The 21,410-nt window shown below is 60.8% G+C and carries 16 protein-coding genes; 12 read left to right on the top strand and 4 right to left on the bottom strand.

Annotated elements, in window-relative coordinates:
* Positions 1-4 precede the first annotated feature (4 nt).
* Complete coding sequence (locus ACZ2IA_RS04805) at positions 5-1,702, bottom strand: PHA/PHB synthase family protein (protein WP_470291669.1); 1,698 nt, start codon at positions 1,700-1,702, stop codon at positions 5-7.
* A gap of 410 nt (positions 1,703-2,112) precedes the next feature.
* On the opposite strand from ACZ2IA_RS04805, the gene clpB reads away from it, so the two are divergent.
* From clpB to ACZ2IA_RS04790, 3 genes are all read left to right on the top strand, one after another.
* Positions 2,113-4,689, top strand: coding sequence for an ATP-dependent chaperone ClpB (clpB, locus tag ACZ2IA_RS04800; protein WP_470291433.1), 2,577 nt, complete (start codon positions 2,113-2,115; stop codon positions 4,687-4,689).
* Between the two features lie 306 nt (positions 4,690-4,995).
* Positions 4,996-5,259, top strand: coding sequence for a hypothetical protein (locus ACZ2IA_RS04795; RefSeq protein ID WP_470291432.1), 264 nt, complete (start codon positions 4,996-4,998; stop codon positions 5,257-5,259).
* A 104-nt stretch (positions 5,260-5,363) separates the two neighbouring features.
* The gene (locus ACZ2IA_RS04790) at positions 5,364-5,735 is read left to right on the top strand and encodes a hypothetical protein (protein WP_470291431.1); all 372 of its coding nucleotides are present in this window, start codon (positions 5,364-5,366) and stop codon (positions 5,733-5,735) included.
* Positions 5,736-5,897: 162 nt separating this feature from the next.
* Here the strand turns inward: ACZ2IA_RS04790 and ACZ2IA_RS04785 are convergent, their stop codons facing one another.
* Positions 5,898-6,767: a LysR family transcriptional regulator gene (locus tag ACZ2IA_RS04785; RefSeq protein WP_470291430.1), complete on the bottom strand. Its 870-nt coding sequence runs from the start codon at positions 6,765-6,767 to the stop codon at positions 5,898-5,900.
* Positions 6,768-6,896: 129 nt separating this feature from the next.
* Here ACZ2IA_RS04785 and ACZ2IA_RS04780 point away from each other — a divergent pair, with 129 nt between their 5' ends.
* Positions 6,897-7,541 (top strand): glutathione S-transferase family protein, encoded by a 645-nt coding sequence (locus ACZ2IA_RS04780; protein ID WP_470291429.1) that lies wholly within the window; start codon positions 6,897-6,899, stop codon positions 7,539-7,541.
* Positions 7,542-7,631: 90 nt separating this feature from the next.
* A complete protein-coding gene (locus ACZ2IA_RS04775; protein WP_470291428.1) occupies positions 7,632-9,626 on the top strand; it encodes a 2Fe-2S iron-sulfur cluster-binding protein in 1,995 nt (664 codons plus the stop codon).
* A 44-nt stretch (positions 9,627-9,670) separates the two neighbouring features.
* Here ACZ2IA_RS04775 and ACZ2IA_RS04770 read toward each other — a convergent pair whose 3' ends face one another.
* Positions 9,671-10,282, bottom strand: coding sequence for a TetR/AcrR family transcriptional regulator (locus ACZ2IA_RS04770; protein WP_470291427.1), 612 nt, complete (start codon positions 10,280-10,282; stop codon positions 9,671-9,673).
* A gap of 275 nt (positions 10,283-10,557) precedes the next feature.
* Between ACZ2IA_RS04770 and ACZ2IA_RS04765 the strand changes: the two genes are divergently transcribed.
* The 3 genes from ACZ2IA_RS04765 to adeC are packed head-to-tail and all read left to right on the top strand — an operon-like array spanning position 10,558 to position 16,364.
* Positions 10,558-11,757 carry an efflux RND transporter periplasmic adaptor subunit gene (locus tag ACZ2IA_RS04765; RefSeq protein ID WP_470291426.1) on the top strand — a complete coding sequence of 400 codons (1,200 nt, stop codon included), beginning with the start codon at positions 10,558-10,560 and terminating at the stop codon, positions 11,755-11,757.
* Between the two features lie 16 nt (positions 11,758-11,773).
* Positions 11,774-14,932, top strand: a complete 3,159-nt coding sequence (locus ACZ2IA_RS04760; RefSeq protein ID WP_470291425.1) for an efflux RND transporter permease subunit — start codon at positions 11,774-11,776, stop codon at positions 14,930-14,932.
* A gap of 1 nt (position 14,933) precedes the next feature.
* Entirely contained in the window at positions 14,934-16,364 is a 1,431-nt protein-coding gene (gene adeC, locus ACZ2IA_RS04755; protein ID WP_470291424.1) for an AdeC/AdeK/OprM family multidrug efflux complex outer membrane factor, read from the top strand.
* Positions 16,365-16,582: 218 nt separating this feature from the next.
* Here the strand turns inward: adeC and ACZ2IA_RS04750 are convergent, their stop codons facing one another.
* Entirely contained in the window at positions 16,583-17,194 is a 612-nt protein-coding gene (locus ACZ2IA_RS04750; RefSeq protein ID WP_470291423.1) for an Lrp/AsnC family transcriptional regulator, read from the bottom strand.
* On the opposite strand from ACZ2IA_RS04750, the gene ACZ2IA_RS04745 reads away from it, so the two are divergent.
* The 4 genes from ACZ2IA_RS04745 to ACZ2IA_RS04730 all read left to right on the top strand — a co-directional run.
* Positions 17,193-18,224: a histone deacetylase family protein gene (locus ACZ2IA_RS04745; protein WP_470291422.1), complete on the top strand. Its 1,032-nt coding sequence runs from the start codon at positions 17,193-17,195 to the stop codon at positions 18,222-18,224. The genes ACZ2IA_RS04750 and ACZ2IA_RS04745 overlap by 2 nt on opposite strands.
* 72 nt (positions 18,225-18,296) lie before the next feature.
* Entirely contained in the window at positions 18,297-19,316 is a 1,020-nt protein-coding gene (gene ocd / locus ACZ2IA_RS04740; protein ID WP_470291421.1) for an ornithine cyclodeaminase, read from the top strand.
* A 301-nt stretch (positions 19,317-19,617) separates the two neighbouring features.
* Complete coding sequence (locus ACZ2IA_RS04735; protein ID WP_470291420.1) at positions 19,618-20,790, top strand: branched-chain amino acid ABC transporter substrate-binding protein; 1,173 nt, start codon at positions 19,618-19,620, stop codon at positions 20,788-20,790.
* A 300-nt stretch (positions 20,791-21,090) separates the two neighbouring features.
* On the top strand, positions 21,091-21,410 hold a 320-nt coding region (locus ACZ2IA_RS04730; RefSeq protein ID WP_470291419.1), incomplete at its 3' end, for a branched-chain amino acid ABC transporter permease.

Below are 21,410 nucleotides of genomic sequence, written 5' to 3'. Positions count from 1 at the left end.
TTAATCAGTGTAGGTGGGCCAGCTGCGGGGCAAAGGCTTTGGCGCGGACGTAGACGCCCGGCGCGGCGATCAGCGGCGGGTATTCCTTGCTGCCCTGGGCTTTCGGCGCGGCGACTTGCTTGCCCGACTGCGGGGCGAGCCACGAATCCCAGTCTTTCCACCAGCTGCCCGGGCGACTTTCTGCACCTTCAAACCAGGCGTCGGCCGTGTCAGGCTGTGCGTCGTTCACCCAGTAGTTGCGCTTGTCCTTGGTGACCGGGTTGATCGAGCCGGCGATGTGGCCCGAGGCGCCGAGCACGAAGCGGCGGCTCGGTGCGCTCTTCAGGTACTTCAGGCCGTTGAAGGCGCCTTGCCAGAGCACGATGTGGTCTTCGCGGGCGGCGAATACGTAGATCGGGATGTCGATCTGGCCAATGTCGACCGGCACACCGCACAGCGTGATGCTGCCCGGTTTCACCAGCGCGTTGTTCAGATAGAACTGGCGCAGGAAGAAGGTGTGCATCGGCAGCGGCAGGTCGACCGCGTCGTTGTTCCAGAACAAGAGGTCGAACGGCGGCGGGGTCTTGCCGAGCAGGTAATTGTTGACCACGTAGTTCCACACCAGGTCGTTGGCGCGCAACGAGGCGAAGCTACGGCCCAGTTCCTTGCCACTGATGATGCCGCCCTGCGCCAGCTTCGCCTCGCGGCTGGCAATCAGGTTGGGGTCGGTGTAGACCTTGATGTCGCCCGGCTCGGAGTGGTCAATCAGCGAGGTCATGAAGGTGGCCGAGTCGAAGCAGTTGGTGCCTTTGGCTTTCATCACCGCGAGCGCGGTGGCGAGGATGACGCCGCCGATGCAGAAGCCGAGCACGTTCATCGTCGGCTGCTTGGTGATCTTTTTCACCACCTCGGTGGCCGCGATCACGCCCAGTTCGATGTAGCTGTCCCAGGTGAAATGCTTCATCGCCGGCGTCGCCGAGCGCCACGAGATCAGGAACACCTTGTAGCCCTGCGCGACGAAGTGCCGCACCATCGAGTTGTCCGGCTGCAGGTCCATCAGGTAGTACTTGTTGATGCACGGCGGCACGATCAGCAACGGCTTTTCGAAGACCTGCTCGGTGGTCGGCGTGTACTGGATCAGCTCGATCAGCTCGTTGCGGAACACCACTTCACCCGGGGTGGTGGCGATGTTCGCGCCGATCTCGAAGTGCGTCTCGTCCGACATCGAGATGTGGCCCTTCTGGATGTCGTCGACCATGTTCTTCATGCCCTCGACCAGGCTCTCGCCCTTGCTCTCGATGGCGCGCTTGATCACCTCAGGGTTGGTCAGCATGAAGTTGGACGGCGCCATTGCGTCGACGTACTGGCGGGTAATGAAGCTGATGCGCTCCTTGGTGTCGCCTTCGAGCTGCGCCTGGTCGACCAGCTCCAGCATCCACTTGGAGGTGAGTAAGTAGCTTTGCTTGAGGAAGCTGTAGAACGGGTGCTCATCCCACTCCGGTGCGGCAAAGCGACGGTCGCCGCCCTTGCCGGCGGCGGCGTCCTGCGGTTTCTGGCCGAGGAAGTTCATCCACAAGCCGAGCTGCTGCTGGTAGAGCTCGGTTTGCAGGTTGACGAACTGGTTGGCGTTGCTCATCAACTGTCCCCAGGCGTCGGTGACCGAGCCGGGCGGCTGGTCAGTTGCTTGCTGGCCCAACGTCAGGGTGTTGACGAATTGCTGCATCCATTTCTGGTTGGCGGCGGTCAGACTGCTGAAAAAGGCTTCCAGCGAGGCGTGGGTATCCTGGCTCACTAACGGTCTCCATAGGCAAAACGCGGCAACCTGCACACGGCGGGGCAGGCGCAGAATCGAGTTGGGTGATCAGCTCCTGATTTGTATCAAAATCTAACAGCAATTTATGACAAATGCACGATTTGCCGGAGGGCCGGTGCTGCATGGCGTCTGTCACCGTGCTGCACCTGCGTAGAGTTTTCCCCCTAATCGTAGCCCTTGGCAAGTGCAATTTGCATGGATGGGCCGTTGACCTGGTGATTGTCCGACAGTCTTTGTGTGCAATGCAACAACACTTGAAAAGCGAGCCACCGCCACCCAACTACGATTCATGATGACGATCGTAGAAAGGAAGTTGATCCATGCGATTTGACAAACTGACCACCAAATTCCAGCAGGCCCTCCAGGACGCGCAGAGCCTGGCGGTCGCGAACGACAATCCCTATATCGAACCGTCCCACCTGCTGGCGGCGATGCTCGACGACGCCGACAGCGGCGTCGGCAGCCTCTTGGCGCGCTCCGGCGTCAATGCGGCCGGGCTGCGCCATGCGCTCAAGGGCCAGATCGAGCACCTGCCGCGCGTACAGGGCACCGGCGGCGAGATCACTGTGTCGCGCGAGCTGGGCAATCTGCTCAACCTGACCGACAAGGCCGCGATGAAACGCGGCGACGCGTTCATCGCCAGCGAACTGTTCCTCTTGGCCTTGCTGGAAGACAAGGGCGAGGCCGGCCGGACGTTCAAGGAACACGGCGCGAGCGCCGCGGCGCTGAACGCCGCGATCGACGCGGTGCGCGGCGGCGCCGGTGTGGAAAGCGCCGACGCCGAGAGCCAGCGCGAGGCGCTGAAGAAATACACGCTCGACCTGACCGAGCGCGCCAGACTCGGCAAGCTCGACCCGGTGATCGGCCGCGACGATGAGATCCGCCGCGCCATCCAGGTGCTGCAACGCCGGACCAAGAACAACCCAGTGCTGATCGGCGAGCCGGGCGTCGGTAAGACCGCGATCGTCGAGGGCTTGGCGCAGCGCATCGTCAACGGCGAGGTACCCGAATCGCTGAAGCACAAGCGCCTGTTGGTGCTGGATCTCGCCTCGCTGATCGCCGGTGCGAAGTACCGCGGCGAGTTCGAGGAACGGTTGAAGGCGGTGCTGAACGACCTGGCCAAGGACGACGGCAACACGCTGATCTTCATCGACGAGCTCCACACCCTGGTCGGTGCCGGCAAGGCCGAAGGCGCGATGGATGCGGGCAATATGCTCAAACCCGCCTTGGCGCGCGGCGAACTGCACTGCCTGGGTGCGACCACGCTCGACGAATATCGGAAATATATCGAGAAGGATGCCGCACTTGAGCGCCGTTTCCAGAAGGTGCTGGTCGACGAGCCCACCGTCGAGAGCACGATAGCGATCCTGCGCGGCCTGCAGGAGCGCTACGAGATCCACCACGGCGTCGATATCACTGACCCGGCGATCGTCGCGGCGGCCGAGCTCTCGCACCGCTACATCACCGACCGCTTCCTGCCGGACAAGGCGATCGACCTGATCGACGAGGCGGCGAGCAAGATCAAGATGGAGCTCGACTCCAAGCCGGAGGAGATGGACAAGCTCGACCGTCGCCTGATCCAGCTGAAGATCGAGCGCGAGGCGGTACGCAAGGAGACTGACGAGGCGTCGCAGAAGCGCTTCGCGCTGATCGAGAAGGAGATCGAGCAGCTGTCGCGCGAATACGCCGACCTCGAGGAAATCTGGAAGGCCGAGAAGGCCAGCGCTCAGGGCAGCAAGAGCATCAAGGAAGAGATCGACAAGCTCAAGGTGCAGATGGACGATCTGAAGCGCAAGGGCGACTGGCAAGGCTTGGCCGAACTGCAGTACGGCAAGCTGCCGGCGCTGGAGGCGCGGCTGAAGGAAGCCGAGGCCGCCGGCGACGCCGAGAAGAAGCCGAACCGGCTGCTGCGCACCCAGGTCGGCGTCGAGGAGATCGCCGAGGTGGTGGCGCGGATGACCGGCATTCCGGTTACCAAGATGCTGGAAGGCGAGCGCGAGAAGCTGTTGAAGATGGAAGAGGTGCTGCACACCCGTCTGGTCGGGCAGGACGAAGCGGTGCGGGCGGTGGCCGACGCGATCAGGCGCAGCCGCTCGGGTCTGGCCGATCCGAACAAGCCGTACGGTTCCTTCCTGTTCCTCGGCCCGACCGGGGTGGGCAAGACCGAGCTGTGCAAGACGCTGGCGAGCTTCCTGTTCGACAGCGAGGAGCACCTGATCCGCATCGACATGTCCGAGTACATGGAGAAGCACTCGGTAGCGCGGCTGATCGGCGCGCCACCGGGCTACGTCGGCTACGAAGAGGGCGGCTACCTGACCGAACAGGTGCGCCGCAAGCCGTACAGCGTGATCCTGCTCGACGAGGTGGAGAAGGCGCACCCGGACGTGTTCAACATCCTCTTGCAGGTGCTCGACGACGGCCGGCTGACCGATGGCCAGGGCCGCACGGTGGACTTCAAGAATACCGTGGTGGTGATGACGTCGAACATCGGCAGCCAGATGATCCAGACCATGGAGACCGACGACTACCATGTGATCAAGCTCGCGGTGATGGCCGAGGTGAAGGCCCACTTCCGGCCGGAGTTCATCAACCGGATCGACGAGGTGGTGGTGTTCCACGCGCTCGACGACAAGCACATCAAGTCGATCGCGCGGATCCAGCTGAAGGGGCTGGAAGCGCGTCTGGCGAAGCTGGAGCTGTCGCTGCAGGTCACCGACGCGGCGCTCGAGGAACTGTCGCAGGCCGGTTTCGACCCGGTCTACGGTGCGCGGCCGCTCAAGCGGGCGATCCAGAGCGAGATCGAGAACCCGTTGGCGAAAGCGATCCTGACCGGTAAGTACCCGCCGAAGTCGACGGTGGTGATCGACGCCAAGAATGGTCAGCTGGTGTTCGAGTAGATCGGCTGGTGTCTCACGCAAAACCCCGCCCATCGTGGCGGGGTTTTTGTTTGCCTGCGGCAGTTACCAAGCCGTTAACAAAAATCGTTAAAAGACAATGAATAGTCAATGTAAGTCAATGACTTGCGTGATTGTCGGCAGTGTCTTTTGTACTTGCACCAGGTTTGTGTCCTAGACTGGTTGTTCGTGTGCTGAGCCAGCCATGTTAGGCCGCTCTGACCGAATGCTCCACGTACCTTGTTCAAGATTGTCAGGCAGTTACAACGTCAAAAAAGCGCTGTTAGCGCATGAGTGAGGAGACTGACGATGGCGATTCATGAGCACCGGGACTATTTGATGTCCTACAGCGGATACCAACTGGAAGACTCAAGCCACTCGGTTAGGGTGACTATTCATAACCTGGCGACGGCGATGGAACAGGCTTTCGACTTCGGGTACTCCAAACCCACCAAGGAACAAGCCGAGGCCGACGCTATCGCAAAGGGTTATCAATTGATTGATGACCACCTGGATTTGGCAAGTGGCCGGTTGCAGAGGTTGGAAGCCTTCTATTCCATGAAGCAGGCATAGGACAACCGTACCACTTCTTTCTGAGCAGGCATGGCAGGGAGTTGGCGCCATGCCTGGCATGGTAGCTCCACGCGTGAATCCGCATACGAAGGAGGATTGACGAAATGGGCAATCACGATGTCGGCCGTACTGTGGGGATGCTCGCAGAGGAGGCGGTCCGCAATCGGCAATCGGGAGAGACCGCCATCGCCATCTTGGACAGAATTTGCATGCCGTACAGCAATACCGCTGCAAAGTGGGAAGCCGAAGACCCCGCATGCCCCGGTCGCGTGCATCCCGACTATGGCAGTTACACCGACCCTCAACCCAAGGCGGCGCTCGGCATGCTCATGCTAGAGGCCTTCGCGCCCAACGGCGTGGCCGACCTGCCTCGGTACCAGCCGATGCTCGATCCTGAGCATCCCGACGAAAGCGCCTACGATGCATGGTGGGCCGAGGTCTATGAGCCGTTCCAAGATCGGTACAACTTCTGTTGAAGAGACGCGGCCATCCATGCCGGAATATCCACACGATAATCCGGATACCGACAACAGGGGCACCTGCGCTCGGCAAGGGCCCCTGTTTTAAGATGTCGGTGATCAACGGCTTGGTAACTCCCAGCAGCCTTCTTTCCCGAGTACGGCAGGGCGCTCTGCCCATCAAGCGAATCCCCCCAGTTCGCGTTTCATCCACGCCACGAACAGCCGGGTGCGCGATGGCAGCAGCCGGGCGTGGGGGTAGACGATGTTGATCGGCCGGGCGGGGGGCTGGAAGTTTTCCAGCACCACCTGCAAACGGCTGTCGGCGAGATAGGGCGCCACCTGGTACGACTGAAACTGGCCGTAGCCCACGCCGGCCACGCACGCCTCCACGGCCGTAAGGCTGTGGTTGAGCTCCAGATTGCCCGAGATCGGCATACTGAATTCGCGTCCGCCTTCATAGAAGGTCCATGTTGCCCGCCCGGTGCCGGTAGAGCGAATGCAGTTTGCGACGGACAAGTCCCGCGGGTGCTGCGCAATGCCGTGGCAGGCCAGGTAGGCGGGGCTTGCCACGACGACGCGGCGTATCTCGCCGACGGTGTGGGCGATCAGGTTCGAGTCGTCCAGCGGCGAAATCCGTATGCCGACGTCGATGCCTTCCTCCAGCAGGTTCACCACCCGGTCGAGCTGGATCAAGCGGCAGGTCACATTGGGATAGCGCTGCAGGAAGCGCGTGACGGCGGGTGCCACGTACATCTGCCCGAACAGCACCGGCGCGGTGATGACCAGGGTGCCGCTGGGGTCGTCGTGTTGGTCGGTCAGGCGTTGCTCGGCCTCGTCGATGGCGCCGAGGATGTGGCGGCAGCTATCCAGATACGCGCGTCCTTCCTCGGTGAGCGAGAGCCGCCTCGTGGTGCGGTTGAGCAGACGCACCTTCAACGTTTCTTCCAGGGCGGCGAGGGTGCGCACCACGGCCGGCAGCGACGAGTCGAGCGCCCGGGCGGCGGCGGTCAGGCTGCCTTGGTCAACGATGCTGACGAAGGTTTGCATGGCACGAAGCTTATCCATGGCTGGATGATTGCTTCAGTTTACGGAGTAGTCAAATCCATATTTCACCATTTATCCGGATAGTGGCGCTATCCATAATGACTCCACGCCGTTCAACCCTGGAGTCCTCAAATGACCATCGCTGCCCACCACCCCGCCCAGCCGATCAAGCTGTATCGCTACTGCCTGTCCGGCCATAGTCATCGGGTCGAGTTGTTTCTCTCGTTGCTCGGCCTGCCGTACCAACTGATCGAGGTCGACCTGGCGGCCAAGGAACACAAGACCGACGCCTTCCTGCGCTTGAATCCGTTCGGCCAGGTACCGGTACTCGACGACGCCGGCGCCGTTCTTGCCGATTCCAACGCCATCCTCGTTTATCTCGCCAGCCGCTACGACGACGGCCGCTGGCTGCCGCGCGACCCGCTCGCCGCCGCGCAGGTGCAGCGCTGGCTGTCGGTCGCCGCCGGGCAGATCGCCTCCGGGCCGGCCGCCGCACGGCTGGTCAACGTGTTCGGCGCCAAGCTCGATGCCGACGCCTTGATCGCGCGCAGCCATGCGTTGTTCGCGGTGATGGAGCACGCGCTCGGCAGCTCGCCGTTCCTGGCCGGTTCGACCCCGACGCTGGCCGACGTGGCCAGTTACAGCTATATCGCGCACGCGCCGGAAGGCGGGGTATCGCTCGAAGCTTATCCCCGGTTGCGCGCGTGGCTGGCACGGATCGAAGCGCTGCCCGGCTTCGTCCCGATGGCGACGACGCCGGTCGGCCTGTTGGCCTAACACCTACTCAGTGAGATCGACATGGCGCTCCCCGGCTGGCCCCGCAACGAGTCCCCCTTCCACCCCGGCGAACAGGAAGTGCAGCGCCGCGTGGGTGTTCGCGACAAGGTCGAGTCGATCGGCCGGCAGGTGGTGCGCGATCGGATGCCCGAGCAGCACCGGGAATTCTTCGCTCAACTGCCCTTCGTCGTCTTCGGCGCGGTGGACGATGCCGGCCAGCCGTGGGCGTCGCTGCTGGTCGGGCCGCCCGGTTTCGCTCAGTCGCCCGATCCCCGCACCCTGGACATTTCCGCCGCGCCGCCGGATGGCGACCCGCTGGCCGCGACGATTCGGCCGGGTGCGGCGCTCGGCCTCTTGGGCATCGAGCTGCACACCCGCCGTCGCAACCGCATGAACGGTAAGGTGGCGGCCGTTACCGCGAACGGCTTTACCGTGCAGGTCGAACAGAGCTTCGGCAATTGCCCGCAATACATCCAGAAGCGCGCTTATACGTACCGGCCGGATGACGGCGCTCCACTGCCGCCGCGCGAGCAACTGACGGCGCTGGACGCCGCGGCGATGGCCCGCATCGCGGCGGCCGATACCTTCTTCATCGCCACCCACTGCGCGGCGGAGCAGGACGCGACGGCCGACGGCACGGCAGCGTACGGCGCGGATGTCTCGCACCGCGGCGGCAAACCGGGGTTCGTGCGGGTCGACGATGCCAATACGCTGACCTGGCCCGACTTCCTCGGCAATTTTCATTTCAATACGCTGGGCAACCTACTGGTCAACCCACGTGCCGGGCTGTTGTTCCCCGATTTCGACACCGGCGAGCTGCTCTACCTCGCCGGTCGCGGCGAGATCATTTGGGACGGCGACGAATTGCGTGGTTTCGCCGGCGCCGAGCGCCTGGTCCGTTTCCGGATCGAGCGGGTGGTGCGCCTGTCGGACCGGCTGCCGCTGCGTTGGCGCTTCGAAGAGGCGTCGCCCATCCTGGCCGGCACCGGCGACTGGCAAGCGGCGGAAGACGCGGTGACCTTGGGCCGGCTGGCGGATGTGTACCGGCCGTTTCGCGTCGTTCGCGTGGAGCAGGAAAGTGCGTCCATCAAGTCGTTTTACCTGGAGCCGGTCGATGCGCTGGGGCTGGCGCGCTATCAGCCCGGCCAGTTCCTGGCGATCCGCGTGCAGGTGCCGGGGCAAGGGGCGCAGTTGCGTACCTATACGCTGTCCCGCGCGGCCAACGGGCGCGACTACCGCATTTCGGTCAAACGTGCCGACGATGTGGTTTCCAACTACCTGCACGACCAGCTTGGCGTGGGCAGCCGGATTGAGGCGCTGGCGCCGCGAGGCCGCTTCACCCTCGATGCGGCCAGTACGCGTCCCATCGTGCTGCTGTCAGGCGGTGTCGGCATCACCCCGATGCTGGCGATGCTCGGCGCCTTGTTTCCCGAAGGCGGGGTAGGGCACCGACAGCGGTCGACCTGGTTCATCCACGCGGCGCGCAATGGCCGCGATCAGGCCTTTGGCTCGGCGCTGCGCGAGTTGGCCGAACGGCACGAGAAGCTGCGCGTGCACGTGCGCTATTCCCAGCCCGACGAGGCCGATGTGTTGGGCGTCACGCACGACAGCACCGGCCGGGTCGACGCCGACCTGTTGCGCAGCCTGCTGCCGCTCGACGATTACGACGTCTACCTGTGCGGCCCGGCCGGGTTCATGCACACCGTGTTCTGGGCGCTGCGCGGGCTGGGAGTCGCCAAGGAGCGCATCCACTACGAGTTCTTCGGACCGGCGGGCTCGCTGGACGAGGCGTCGCCGCCTGCCAGCGCGGCGGCACCGGATTCGGCCAGCCTCGCCCCGCAGAGGGTGCGGTTTGCCCGGGCCGGCAAGACGGTAGAGTGGGCACAGGGCAGCTTGCTGGAGCTTGCCGAGCAGGCCGGGCTGGACCCCGCCTTTAGCTGCCGGGGCGGCCTGTGCGGCAGTTGCACTACCCGTATCGTGGAAGGCGATGTGGTTTACCCGACGGTACCGCTGATCCGGCCCGCACCGGGCGAGGCGCTGATTTGCTGCAGTCAGCCGCTCGGCCGGCTGGTTCTCGACTTGTAGGGCGTTGGCCGACTGCATCGGTCGTGCCGGCGTGGTCGGAGCGGTCAGTCTTCCAGCAACTGGCGCAGCACCTTGCTCAGCACCGATGACACTGCTTCGCGGTTCAGGTCCGGGTGTGACACGCCGCGGCAGTTCAGGCCTTCGAACAGCGCGATCATCACGTCGACGCGGGCATCGATTTCTTCCTGGGGCAATGGCGGCAGACCGCGCTGCCGACGCCCGTTTTCTATCGTTTCGCGCAGCAGGTTTCGGCCAACCTCGTCCTTGGCACGGGCGAGCTTGGCCACTTCCGGGTTGCGCGACGATTCGGCCAGGATCTCCAGTTGCAGTGCCGACTCGCCTTCGTCGGTATGCGCGTCGATGTCGACGGCGATCTGCTTGATCATCGCCTTGAGGATGTCTTCCTTGCTCTTGAGCCCTTCCAATACCTCGACGATCCGCGCCAGATCGCGGTCGACGATCGCGGCGATGACCGCTTCCTTGTTCTCGAAGTAGTGGTAGATGTGGCCGACGCTCATGCCGGCTTCGCGGGCGATCTGCGCCATGCCGGCGCTGTGGAAGCCGTGGCGGCGGAAGCAGTCGGCGGCCGCGTCCAGTACCTGCTGGCGACGCAAGGCCGCGCTTTCGCGCTCACAGCGAACTGGATTCGGAACCATGTGACTCTCCTTGTTGTCTTTTTGTGTTTGCGTAGTACCGCGCGTAATTATTCGCTTGTCAGGCTTGTTGACCCGAACTTAGAATGCTCATTCTAGAATGATCGTTCATTCTAATTGTAAATCTGCGGTTCTTCCAAGTTACACGTCGCTCGCGACCGCCCGCCGTCCGGCTTGCCCGGCATCAGCGCGGAGTGTTGTTAACGCGGGCGATTTTGAGGGTGGTGATCGTTCCGGGGGTGACCGGGACGGTCTCGTTTTATCTGTAGAGGTGGTTTATGCAAAGTGGAACAAGACGCGCACTGTTCGCGATCGGCCTGATCGCCGGCAGCATCGCGCTGGCGGGTTGCGGCAAGTCGTCCGCCGCCAACGCGCCGGCAGCGGCTGGCCCGGTCGAGGTCGGGGTGGTGACGATCCAGTCACAGCGCGTCGCGCTGACCAGCGAGCTGGCGGGTCGCACCGCGCCGTATATGGTGTCGGAAGTGCGGCCGCAGGTCGGCGGCATTATCCAGAAACGCCTGTTCAAGGAAGGCGGCGAAATCAAGGCCGGCCAGGTGCTCTACCAGATCGACCCGGCCAGCTACCAGGCCGCCTACGACAGTGCCCGTGCGGCGCTCGACAAGGCGCGCGCCAACCTCGGTTCGGTCAAGCTCAAGGCCGACCGCTACAAGGAGCTGGTCGCGATCAACGCTGTGTCCAAGCAGAACTACGACGACGCTAGCGCCTCGTTGAAGCAGGCCGAGGCCGACGTCGCCTCGGCCAAGGCGGCGGTCGACACCGCGCGCATCAACCTCGACTACACCCGCATCACCTCGCCGATTTCCGGCCGCATCGGCCGCTCGCTGGTGACGCCGGGCGCGCTGGTGACCGCCAACCAGACGTTGGCGCTGTCGACGGTGCAGCAGCTCGATCCGATCTACGTCGACGTGACCCAGGCCAGCACCCAGGTGCTGAAACTCAAACGCGAACTGGCCAGCGGCCAGCTGCAAAGCGACGGCGAGAACGGCGCCAAGGTGAAGCTGGTGCTCGAGGACGGCACTGCGTACCCGCTCGATGGCCGTCTGGAGCTGTCCGAGGTCACCGTCGACCAGAGCACCGGCAGTATCACGCTGCGCGCGGTGTTCCCGAACCCGAAGCATGAGCTGCTACCCGGCATGTACGTGCGCGCCGAGCTGGTCGAAGGGGTGAAAAACGAGGCGATCCTCGCGCCGCAGCAGGGCATTACCCGCGACAACAAGGGCGGTGCGACCGCGCTGGTGGTCGGTGCCAATGGCAAGGCCGAATTGCGCCAGGTGATTACCAATCGTGCGTTGGGTGCCAATTGGCTGGTGACCAGTGGTCTTGCGGCCGGCGACAAGCTGATCGTCGAGGGGCTGCAGAAGGTCAAGCCGGGCGCGCCGGTGAAAGCGGTGCCGGCGAGCAATGTCGCGGCGGCTCCGGCTGCCAAACCGGTCGCTTCGGCGCCGGTAGCGGGCTGAGGCGGGGGATTACCATATGTCTAGATTCTTTATCGACCGGCCGATCTTCGCCTGGGTGATCGCGATCGTGATCATGCTGGCCGGCGCCTTGTCGATCTTCAGCCTGCCGGTGTCGCAGTATCCGGCGATTGCGCCGCCGTCGGTGTCGATCAGCGCCAACTACCCGGGCGCCTCGGCCAAGACGCTGGAAGACACCGTGACTCAGGTGATCGAACAGCAGATGAACGGCATCGACAACCTGATGTACATGGCGTCGACCAGCGATTCGTCCGGCAGTGCCACCGTTACGCTGACCTTCAAGGCGGGCACCAATCCCGACATCGCCCAGGTCCAGGTGCAGAACAAGCTGCAGCTGGCGACTCCGCTGCTGCCGCAGGAAGTACAGCAGCAGGGTATCCGGGTGGCCAAGGCGACCAAGAACTTCCTGCTGATCATCGGCCTGGTGTCGAGCGATGGCAGCATGAACAAGAACGACCTGGGCGACTACATCTCGGCCAATATCAAGGACCCGATCAGCCGCCTGCCGGGTGTCGGCGACATTCAGATATTCGGCTCGCAGTATGCGATGCGGATATGGCTCGATCCGAACAAGCTGAGCAGCTATCAGCTGACCTCGCTCGACGTCAGCAACGCGATCAGCGCGCAGAACGTCCAGGTATCGGCCGGTCAGCTCGGCGGTGCGCCGGCGGTGCCGGGGCAGCAGCTCAACGCGACCATCACCGCGCAGACCCGTCTGCAGACCCCGGAGCAGTTCGGCAACATCCTGCTGAAGGTCCGCCCCGACGGCTCCAAGGTGCTGCTCAAGGACGTCGCGCGGATGGAACTGGGGGGCGAGGACTACTCGATCCTGAGCCGCTACAACGGCAAGCCGGCATCGGGCATCGCGATCAAGCTCGCCAGCAACGCCAACGCGCTCGACACGGCCGCCGCGGTGCGCACCAAGATGGACGACTTGCAGAAGTTCTTCCCGCCGTCGCTGAAGGTGGTCTACCCGTACGACACCACGCCGTTCGTCAAGCTGTCGATCCACGAAGTGGTGAAGACGTTGGCCGAAGCGATCGTGCTGGTGTTCCTGGTGATGTATCTGTTCCTGCAGAACTTCCGCGCGACGCTGATCCCGACCATCGCGGTGCCGGTGGTGCTGCTCGGCACTTTCGGCGTGCTGTCGATCGCCGGTTTCTCGATCAACACCTTGACGATGTTCGGCATGGTGCTGGCGATCGGCCTGTTGGTCGACGATGCGATCGTGGTGGTCGAGAACGTCGAGCGGGTGATGAGCGAGGAGGGCTTGTCGCCTAAGGAGGCGACCCGCAAGTCGATGGGCCAGATCACCGGCGCCTTGGTCGGCATCGCGCTGGTGCTGTCGGCGGTGTTCGTGCCGATGGCGTTCTTCGGCGGCTCGACCGGCGCGATCTATCGCCAGTTCTCGATCACGATCGTGTCGTCGATGGCGCTGTCGGTGGTGGTGGCGCTTGTGCTGACCCCGGCCTTGTGCGCGACGCTGCTCAAGCCGATCGCCAAAGGGCATCACGCGGTCGATACCGGCTTCTTCGGCTGGTTCAACCGCACCTTCGACGCCAGCAACGCGCGCTACCAGTCGGTAGTGGGCCGCATGCTGGCCAAGAGCGGTCGCTACCTGATCATCTACGCGGCGATCATCGGCATCATGGCCTTCCTGTTCGTGCGCATGCCGACCGCGTTCCTGCCGGACGAGGACCAGGGCATCCTGTTCAGCAACGTCGAGTTGCCGGTAGGCGCGACCCAGGAGCGCACGCTGAGGGTGATCGAGCAGGCCGAGGGCCACTTCCTGAAGGGGGAGAAGGACTCGGTCGAGTCGGTGTTCTCGGTGGTGGGCTTCAGCTTCGCCGGCCGCGGGCAGAATATGGGCCTGACCTTCGTGAAGCTGAAGGACTGGGACCAGCGCACGGCGGCCGACCAGAAGGTGGGCGCGATCGCCGGCCGGGCAATGGCCGCCTTCGGCAAGATCAAGGATGCGATGGCGTTCGCGTTTGCGCCGCCGGCGGTGATGGAGCTGGGTAACGCCACCGGCTTCGACCTGCAGCTGCAGGACCGCGGCGGTGTCGGTCACGAGAAGCTGATGGAAGCGCGCAATATGCTGCTCGGCATGGCCAAGCAGAGCCACGACGTGGTGGCGGTGCGGCCGAACGGCATGAACGACAACCCGCAGTACAAGATCGACATCGATCAGGAGAAGGCCTCGGCGCTGGGGCTGTCGCTGACCGACATCAACAAGACCCTGGCGACCGCCTGGGGCGGCTCCTACGTGAACGACTTCATCGACAAGGGCCGGGTGAAGAAGGTCTACCTGCAGGCCGACGCGCCGTACCGGATGCTGCCAGAGGATGTCGACAAGTGGTTCGTGCGCAACGCCAAGGGCGAGATGGTGCCGTTCTCGGCGTTCTCGACCGCTCACTGGACCTACGGCTCGCCGAAGCTGGAGCGCTACAACGGCATCTCCTCGGTCGAGATCCTGGGGGCGCCGGCACCGGGCAAGAGTACCGGTCAGGCGATGAAGGCGATGGAGACCATGATCGCCAAGCTGCCGCCGGGCATCGGCTACGAATGGACCGGCCTGTCGTATGAGGAACGAGCGTCCGGTTCGCAGGCGCCGGCCCTGTACGCGATCTCGCTGTTGGTGGTGTTCCTATGCCTGGCCGCGTTGTACGAGAGCTGGTCGATCCCGTTCTCGGTGATGCTGGTGGTGCCGCTCGGGGTGGTCGGCGCGCTGCTGGCGGCGACGCTGCGCGGCCTGCCGAACGACGTGTACTTCCAGGTGGGCCTGTTGACCACCATCGGCCTGTCGGCCAAGAACGCGATCCTGATCGTCGAGTTCGCCAAGGAGCTACACGAGCAGGGCAAGAGCCTGTTCGACGCCACGCTGGAGGCGGTGCGGATGCGTCTGCGCCCGATCCTGATGACCTCGATCGCCTTCCTGCTCGGCGTGCTGCCGCTGGTGATCGCGCACGGCGCCGGTTCCGGCAGCCAGAACGCGATCGGCACCGGCGTGGCCGGCGGCATGATCAGTGCCACCGTGCTGGCGATCTTCTTCGTGCCGGTGTTCTTCGTCGTGGTGCACCAGCTGTTCAAGATCAAGGACAAGACGCCCGAGGGCGAGAGCCCGACGCAGCCGCCGGCACCGGTGGAGGAGCACTGAGATGAGACGAACCACACTTAGCCTGACCGTGCTCGCCGCGCTCCTGACCGGCTGCGGCACGCTGGCCCCGGACTACCATCGCCCCGCGCCGGGCGTGCCGACCAGCGTGTCCGGCCCGGCGTACAAAGTGGGCAGCGGCGACGCCAAGCTGTTCGCGGCCACCGGCTGGCGCGACTACTTCGGCGACGCCAAGCTGCAGCGGCTGATCCAGTTGGCACTCGACAACAACCGCGACCTGCGCGTGGCGGCGCTCAACATCGAGAAGGCGCGTGCGCAGTATCAGATCCAGCGCTCCGAGCTGTTCCCGAGTATCGACGCCAGCGGCAGCGGTACCGGCAAGCGTATCCCGGCCAGCCTGTCGGGCACCGGCGCACCGCTGATCTCGCATAGCTACAGCGCCGGTCTCGGTTTCGCCGCCTATGAGCTCGACTTCTTCGGGCGGGTGCGCAGCCTGAAGGACGCGGCGCTCGAGCAATACCTCGCGACCGAACAGGCGCGCGACAGCACCCAGATCAGTCTGATCGCCGAGGTGGCCAATGCCTACCTGACGCTCGGCGCCGATAATGAGAGGCTGCGCCTCGCCAAGGACACGCTGACGAGTCAGCAGTCCTCGTTCCAGCTGACCAACCGCAGCTTCGAGCTGGGCGTGGCGTCCGAGCTGGACCTGCGCCAGGCGCAGACCAGCGTCGAGTCGGCCCGGGTCGACGTGGCGCGCTACACCGGCCTGGTGGCGCAGGACGAGAACGCGCTGGCGCTGCTGGTCGGCACCGCGGTGCCGAGCGAGCTGCAGCCGGTCGCCGAGGTCGACACCGTCACCGCGGTGCAGGACGTCCCGGCCGACATCCCGTCCGAGGTGCTGCAGCGCCGCCCCGACATCCAGCAGGCCGAACACCTGCTGAAATCCGCCAACGCCAATATCGGCGCGGCGCGGGCGGCATTCTTCCCGAGCATCACGCTGACCGGCTCGGCCGGCGCCGCCAGCGCGCGGCTGTCCGACCTGTTCAAGGCCGGCGCAGGGGCGTGGAGCTTCATGCCGCAGATCAACCTGCCGATCTTCGACGGCGGTCGCAACCTCGCCAACCTGGACGTGGCCAAGACTGACGAGAAGATCGCGGTGGCCCAGTACGAGAAGTCGATCCAGGGCGCGTTCCGCGAAGTGGCCGATGCGCTGGCCACCCGCGGCACCATCGACGATCAGTTGACCGCCCAGCAGGCACTGGTCGACGCGACCAACCGCAGCTACACGCTGTCGGACGCGCGTTACCGCAAGGGGGTGGACAGCTACCTGAACGTGCTCGATGCGCAGCGCTCGCTGTACAGCGCGCAGCAGAACCTGATCACGATCCGTCTGGCGCGCCAGGCCAACCTGGTGACGCTGTACAAGGTGTTCGGTGGTGGCTGGCAGCAGGATCAGCCGACCAAGGCCGGCTGAGTCCGGTTCGGCCAACGTCAAAGCCCGCCTGGCACACCAGGCGGGCTTTTTTTACGGTTTTCGCGGAATAGTGGGAATTCGGGTTTGGGCTGTTTATGGGGAGCAGGTCACTCAGGGTAACTTATTGTCTCCCAGGGCAAATCAACGATGCCTCGCGTCATAGTTATTTAGATAGCAATTCATACTCATGCCTATAAACATCATAAATTCATGATTCTCTAATCAACAAAAGGTAAGCGGCTCGTCGATTTTACTTCACGTAAAGCTAGGCTGGAGTGGATCGAATGGATGCCTGACACCTTTCGAAGGACGTTCTCAACGAAGTGGCTGTAGGCGTCCAGATTCTTTGCAACAACCTGCAGCAAATAGTCGGCATCTCCAGTGATCTTGTGGCAGGACAGAACCTCTGGGTGTGCCAGGATCGTCTGCTCAAAACGGTTTGGGGCGTCATCGGCATGGACTCCGAAACTCAGCCTGACAAAGGCCAAAACGTCAAAGCCAAGTTTGCGACGATCAAGATTGGCTTGGTAGTCCTTGATGTAGCCCTCGTCTTCCAACCTCTTCAGTCTGCGCCAGCAGGGGGTCACACTTAGGGATAGTTGCTCAGCGAGCTTGGGGTTGGACATGGCGCCATCCTGCTGCAGAAGTCGCAAGATAGTCAGATCTGTATGGTCTAGTTCGTTTTTTAGTTTGTTCGCGCTCATTTTTGTGTCCAGATGTATGAATCTTTCTAAAATTTTAGCTTCTGAATGGTGGTAAAAGCAAAGAAAAACCTGCTGGGCGGCCACATACTTATTCCCGTCATCTTCCTCATATCCAGAGAACGACATGCTGACCATCTATAGCGATGCCCACAGACTTCATCACGCTACTGAATTGAAGGACGGCGTCCTGATGCCTTGCTTTGAAATGCCAAGCCGAGCGGACACGATTCTGTCTCGTGTAGAAGCAGTTGGTCTCGGCAAAGTGATAGCTCCTCGTGAGTACGACTCTTCTCACTATGCCCGCGTGCATAGTGAGCGTTACATCCGTTTCCTCGAAGGCGCGTGGGCCGAGTGGAGTGCGACTGGTAGAAAGCACGATGCCTTGCCCTTGATCTGGCCGGTGCGAGATCTACGAACGGATGTCGAGCCTGAGTACATCGACGGCAAACTTGGCTTCTATGCCATGGATGCCGGTGTCGCCATTACAGCCGGTACCTGGGATGCCGTACGTACCAGCGCCAACCTGGCTTTGACAGGCATGGCTGCCTTGCAAGAGGGCGAACAGAGCGCCTTTGCATTGTGCCGTCCGCCTGGCCACCATGCCGCTGCCGAGTACATGGGTGGCTACTGCTATCTGAACAATGCCGCTATTGCCGCGCAGTCATGCCTTGACCAAGGGGCGCAGCGCGTCGCGATTCTTGATGTCGATTATCACCACGGCAACGGTACTCAAAGCATCTTTTATAACCGCTCTGACGTGATGTTTACCTCCATTCACGGCGATCCAAAGAATTCTTACCCCTATTTCTTGGGGCATCGAGACGAGCAAGGTTCCGGTGCAGGTATGGGCTTTAACCACAATTACCCACTACCTCATGGGACTGGTTGGGCAAATTATGGCGCTGCACTTGAAGATGCCTGCCAAAGGATCGCCCGCTTTGCGCCAGATGCCATTGTGATATCGCTCGGCGTGGACACCTTCAAAGACGACCCGATTAGTCACTTCCTGCTTGAGAGTACGGATTTCTTGAAAATCGGCGAAATCATCGCAGGTATTGGGCGGTCAACATTGTTTGTAATGGAAGGCGGCTACATGGTCGACGACATCGGTGTCAATGCAGTAAATGTGCTACGAGGCTTTGAGGGAAATCGTTAAACGCTACTGCGTTTGAAATTTCGACGAGTGGGGTTGTGTTTATAACATCACTTCCTGGTAGGAGATTCTAAAGTGACATGTTTTGTTGATGTAGCAGTTATCAAACGATTGGTGGCTACCGTTGGGGTTGAAGAGTTCATGTCGGTTTTGGCAGGTTATATCGAGGCCGACTATTTGCGTTGGGGGGAGTTCCAAAAGTCAGCTCGAGTTGCCAATCATTCGATTGATGGTGTAATTGAGCTGATGCCTGTTTCCAGTAAGGAGTTATACGCATTTAAATATGTGAACGGCCACCCAAAGAACACCGCGAAAAATATATTAACGGTAATGTCCTTTGGTGCTTTGGCAGATGTTGATACAGGTTACCCGTTGTTGCTTAGTGAACTCACTATTGCCACCGCGCTTAGAACAGCTGCCACTTCTGCCTTGGTCGCTAAATATCTGGCTAGGTCGGATGCAAAATCGATGGCCGTTATCGGAAATGGTGCTCAGAGTGAGTTTCAGATTTTGGCTTTCAGAGCACTCGTTGGTATTGAAGAAGTACGTGTTTTTGATATTGATCCAGAGGCCACAAAAAAACTCATTAACAATCTTTCGAATATATCTGGCTTGAAAGTGGTGCCGGCCCAATCGGCCGCAGATGCAGTGAAAGATGTAGATATTGTCACGACGGTTACGGCTGACAAAACCAACGCAACGATTCTAACTCCGGAAATGGTTAAGCCTGGAATGCATGTTAATGCAGTTGGTGGTGATTGTCCGGGCAAAACAGAGCTTCATGCTGAAATATTGAAAAATGCACGCGTGTTCGTAGAGTTCGAACCTCAAACTAGGATTGAGGGTGACATTCAACAGATGCCGGAAGACTTCCCTGTGACCGAACTGTGGGAGGTGCTTGCTGGGAAAAGGGCCGGACGAGAAAGCGATGAGCAGATAACGGTCTTTGATTCAGTTGGATTCGCGTTGGAGGACTACTCGACGCTACGACTCATCAATGATCTAGAAAAAGGGCATCGGATCGGGGTGCGCGCAGATCTTATACCCGCTGTATCAGAGCCGAAAGATTTATATGGTTTCATGCGTCTGAAATAGGTAAGTGGAACTGCGGAATGATATATATAGCTTTCGCGGTGAAGCATAACGTTTCTTCCCTCGCTACTTATAATAACGCTCAATAAAGGCTGTTAATGACTTTGAGATATTGACCTGACGATAAGTGCTACCGCTTATAAAGGTGGCCTCAATAGTAACTTCCGTCATTAAATCAATTTAAATCTTGACGGATGTGTCATGTCCATATTTTCAGCAACAAAGCAACCAAGTCCAGATAGCTGGAAAGGAGAAGCCAGCGCTGGATGACCTGTAAGGCCCATCTAAATATTAGGAGAAATAGATGAGAAGCTTCATGAAACTGGGTGTTTGTGCTGTTGCAGTACTTTCTTTGACCGCATGTGGGAAGCAAACTCAATCTAACTCAGCATCAGCCTCTTCTGGAGAGGCCGGTGCCGATACGGTTAAGATCGGTCAGGTCTCAGCACTGACCGGCCCGACGGCGCATCTTGGCAAGGATGTTGAGCGTGGTGCTCAACTGGCCATCGATGACCTAAATGCCCAAGGGGTTGAAATCGGGGGCAAGAAGGTCAAGTTTGAGTTAATGTCCGAGGATGACCAAGGCGACCCGAAAATTGGTACCCAGGTTGCTCAACGTTTGGTTGACTCTGGAGTGAGTGGCATAGTCGGTCACCAGAACTCCGGCACAACTATTCCAGCTTCTAAAATCTATTCTGATGCCGGAATCCCACAGATTACTCCGTCCGCTACCAACCCCGACTATACCAAGCAAGGCTTCAAGACAACCTTTCGTGTTATTGCCAATGACGTACAACAGGGTACCGCTCTTGGGCAGTTCACGGTTGACGTACTGAAAGCCAAGAAAGTAGCCATCATTGACGATCGTACTGCGTACGGTCAGGGTCTGGCCGATGAGTACGAGAAAGCTGTCAAGGCCAAGGGTGCTAGCGTGGTGAAACGTGAGTACACCACGAACAATGCTACTGACTTCAATGCCATTCTTACTTCTATAAAAGCTACCCAGCCCGATGTGGTGTTTTATGGTGGCATGGATGCTCAAGCTGGTCCGTTGGCCAAGCAGATGACGCGGCTTGGGATTAAGGCAAAGCTGATGGGAGGGGACAGCATGCAGACTCCCGAGTTTATTAAACTAGCTGGCGAGGCGGCGGAAGGTCAGTATGCTTCAACCTGCGGGGTCCCTCGCGAAAAGATGCCTGGATTTGCTGGCTTCGCGAATAAGTATAAAGCCAAGTTCAACGCAGAAGTACAGGTATTTTCTCCGTACGAATATGATGCCGTTCGCGTGCTGGTTGATGCAATGAAACGTGCTGGATCAACCGATCCGAAGAAATACCTCGCTCAAGTTGGCAAAACCGATTACTCCGGCATCACGGGAAAGATTGCCTTCGATGACAAGGGGGATATCAAGAATGGTGCCGTAACTGTTTACCAAGTAAAGAATGGTAAATGGGTCGTCGTTTCTACTGTTGGTTAAGGGGCTCTAGCAAATGCGCCATGTATATTCACTAACTAAAGTGAATTCCATATATGCTTTAACTCAATGTAAAACAGCGCTAAGCAAGCCCCTTGCCACTGCACTCATAGTTCAAGCAAAAGATGGAAGGTGTAGTCTGTCATGCTGAGAGCAGCAGTATTTTTACTGAGCCGTTTCCGAGCCAGCAATCCGCTGGCTTTTTTTAAGCTCTGTTTAGAAAACTGTGCCTCGTTTCAGACGTCCGTAAAACAGGGTCCCACGTAATATCGTCGGGATTTCAATAAAAGGAGAACTCCCATCGTGGACATATTTGTTCAACAAATCCTAAATGGGCTGGTGCTGGGTAGTATCTACGCGTTGATCGCATTGGGCTACACCATGGTGTACGGCATCATGGGCTTGATCAACTTCGCGCACGGTGAGGTGGTGATGATCGGGGCCATGGTCACCATTTCCGTTATTTCGGCGCTGATGGGCGCGGGCCTTAATCTGCCCGGGCCGCTGCTGGTGTTGATCGGCCTGTTGATTTCCATTCCCACGTGTATGTTGCTGGGCTTCGTCATCGAGCGGGTCGCCTACCGCCCCTTGCGCAACGCACCGCGGCTGGCACCGCTGATCAC

The organism is Crenobacter sp. CS_VA4, from assembly GCF_055597485.1.
The sequence above is the reverse complement of the archived record's forward strand: the minus strand, read 5'-3'. Positions and strand labels throughout refer to the sequence as shown.